At 35.8% G+C, this 2318-nt stretch carries 2 protein-coding genes and 1 pseudogene; 1 reads left to right on the forward strand and 2 read right to left on the reverse strand.

Annotated elements, in window-relative coordinates:
- Window positions 1–582: pseudogene (locus tag GC093_RS07975) on the reverse strand (hypothetical protein); the annotation flags it as partial.
- Between the two features lie 517 nt (window positions 583–1099).
- Window positions 1100–1303 (reverse strand): lipid II flippase family protein, encoded by a 204-nt coding sequence (locus tag GC093_RS07980; RefSeq protein ID WP_171651345.1) that lies wholly within the window; start codon window positions 1301–1303, stop codon window positions 1100–1102.
- A 235-nt stretch (window positions 1304–1538) separates the two neighbouring features.
- Here GC093_RS07980 and GC093_RS07985 point away from each other — a divergent pair, with 235 nt between their 5' ends.
- The gene (locus GC093_RS07985; RefSeq protein WP_171651346.1) at window positions 1539–2300 is read left to right on the forward strand and encodes a class I SAM-dependent methyltransferase; all 762 of its coding nucleotides are present in this window, start codon (window positions 1539–1541) and stop codon (window positions 2298–2300) included.
- Window positions 2301–2318 lie beyond the last annotated feature (18 nt).

The raw sequence follows: 2318 nt of genomic DNA on the forward strand, positions 1-2318 counted from the left end.
ATGGCTTTCTGCAGTGCTATACGTAGTTGTTGTGACGGAAACTGAGTTAGGCACAGTTGCCGTATAGGCATATACGCTGCCACTCATTGTTTGATCTAAGGTGATTCCACTTAGATTGAGCGAGCTTAACGAAGCAACGTTACTAGGAAGAAGTGGTGGACTAATATTCGAATCATATATTAATTTGGAACCCGAATACAAAGAAATAGGTATTGACGAGATATTACTAATGTCGGACTGAATCACAAATGTGACAAGTCCGTTGACCGTATACCAGGAGTAACCTTCCTTTACAGTATAATTTCCTTGAGTATCATTAGAGTCTGCGTTGTAAAAGGTCACGTTTGAATCAGTGGAATGGGCAAATACTTCCGTTTGATCATCCACAAGTTGACCATTAGTACCATAAACAGCAAATGTCACATCTACAAACTCTGGATGATTGGAATCAACCTTTGGTTCACTTGCTTGAACGACTTGAACGACATGATCTACAGGAATCCTGGGTTTGTTTGTTTGGTACAGATTTACAGTAGGCCCGTACTGACTATTGGGAACCCAGCTTACATTGCCATCGCTCATATAAAAACCTACAATTGTTTTACTACTGTCAGTCGGGATTGTTACTGACGTTTGCCCGGATTGAATACTCTGACTTGAAACAGTTTTATCTGAATATCTTACATATAATTGATCTGAGCTATTTAACGTATTCCCAAAGTTAAAACTCATTGAGGATGTATTTGTTAATACACATCCACTTAATAAGAGCAATAGCAGAACCGGGACTATAACGAAACCATATGATGAAAAGCGTTTCATGTGATACCTTCCTTTTTTTAATTATTTTTATATCAATTAATCAATTTCCGACAAAAAACCTTGCATTTTTTAAGTATCTTAATTCGCTTTCTCATTTTCCTCCTAATTATTAGTATAATTCACCTTAATACTATAAACATTATATACTAGAATCAGACTAATTACCTATAAAATCATTGATTTTGTCGATTTCTATTTCTAGTATATATGTTGTTTATATACAAAAAAATTCATGGTTTTTAACCGCAACCCCAAATAATTAACCTTAATTGTTCAGTTAAAAATCCGGAGTGTGTTTTGAAAAATCAACGATTTTACCTGTAAGAGGTGCTTGAAGCATATTTGCGGTTCTTGAGATGAGAAGGATTATTCCAGTCAGGGATAAAGCAACTGCTAATTTACCTAATCGTCCCCCGTCTAAACGAAGTGAATAACAAACAACCAAAACAAGGCTGCCGATATGAACGGCAGCCTTGTTCATCTAACGGGTAGGCTAGCGTGGTGGCAACTATCGAGTAACCGGCAGTTCTTGTACCCAAATTTGATTCGGAAAAATAGATAATATACAATATTATTAGATTTTATTGAAAGTGAGTGGTTGTATATGATAGTCAGATCAGTTCATTCATCTAAAAAATTCGAGGTACGGAAGCGTTAATATTAGAAACTTCTTTTATTAATAATCTTCCGTACATAAAAAAACGGAGGAAAAAAATATGTTTAGTTATTACAGTACACTTTGTACCGAAGTCTATGATTTCACAAAACCTGTGGGGTACTCTTTAGACGGGGATATTGAATATTACCAAGAACGGTTAAAGACTTGTCAGGGGCGTATTCTTGAAGCTGGAGTTGGCTCAGGGCGATTTATAATTCCACTTCTTGAGGCAGGATATACAATTGATGGAATCGATTATTCTCCTGAAATGTTGGATTCGTGTCGAATACGTTGTGAAGAAAGAGGATTGAATCCTAATTTATATGAAGGTAAATTACAGGAATTTTCATTGCCATTTAATTATGATGCGATTATTATTCCTACTGGTTCCTTTTGTTTAATCGAAAAGCGAGAAGACTCTCTAGACGCATTGAGATCCTTTTATAAACATCTTGTTCCAGGGGGACGTTTGATTGTTGATCTTGAATTACCTCACGGTTGGAAAACAGGAGAAGTTTCTACTTCAACTTTTTCTCTACCTAACGGGGATGGAGTTACAATGGAAAGCAAATCAATTGAAATGGATTGGCTTAATCAATTTACAGTATCCTATATAAAATATGAAAAATGGCGTCAAGGAAGGTTGATTCAAAGCGAGTTACAACGTTTTGCAATACGTTGGTATGGAATCGATGAATTTAAACTTATTTTAGAAAGTATTGGCTTCATTGATATTACATGTTCTGCTGATTATGTTTACCAACAGCAACCATCTAGTGCGCGTCAAATCATTACTTTTGAAGCCGTGCGAAAGCTGTAAGGTAACTTCTATCCTTTC

This window comes from Paenibacillus foliorum, assembly GCF_013141765.1.
Classification (GTDB): domain Bacteria; phylum Bacillota; class Bacilli; order Paenibacillales; family NBRC-103111; genus Paenibacillus_S; species Paenibacillus_S foliorum.

Coding starts and splice junctions, on each gene's coding strand:
- GC093_RS07980 (WP_171651345.1), bottom strand. CDS start 1,303: ATGAACAAGGCTGCCGTTCATATCGGCAGCCTTGTTTTGGTTGTTTGT.
- GC093_RS07985 (WP_171651346.1), top strand. CDS start 1,539: ATGTTTAGTTATTACAGTACACTTTGTACCGAAGTCTATGATTTCACA.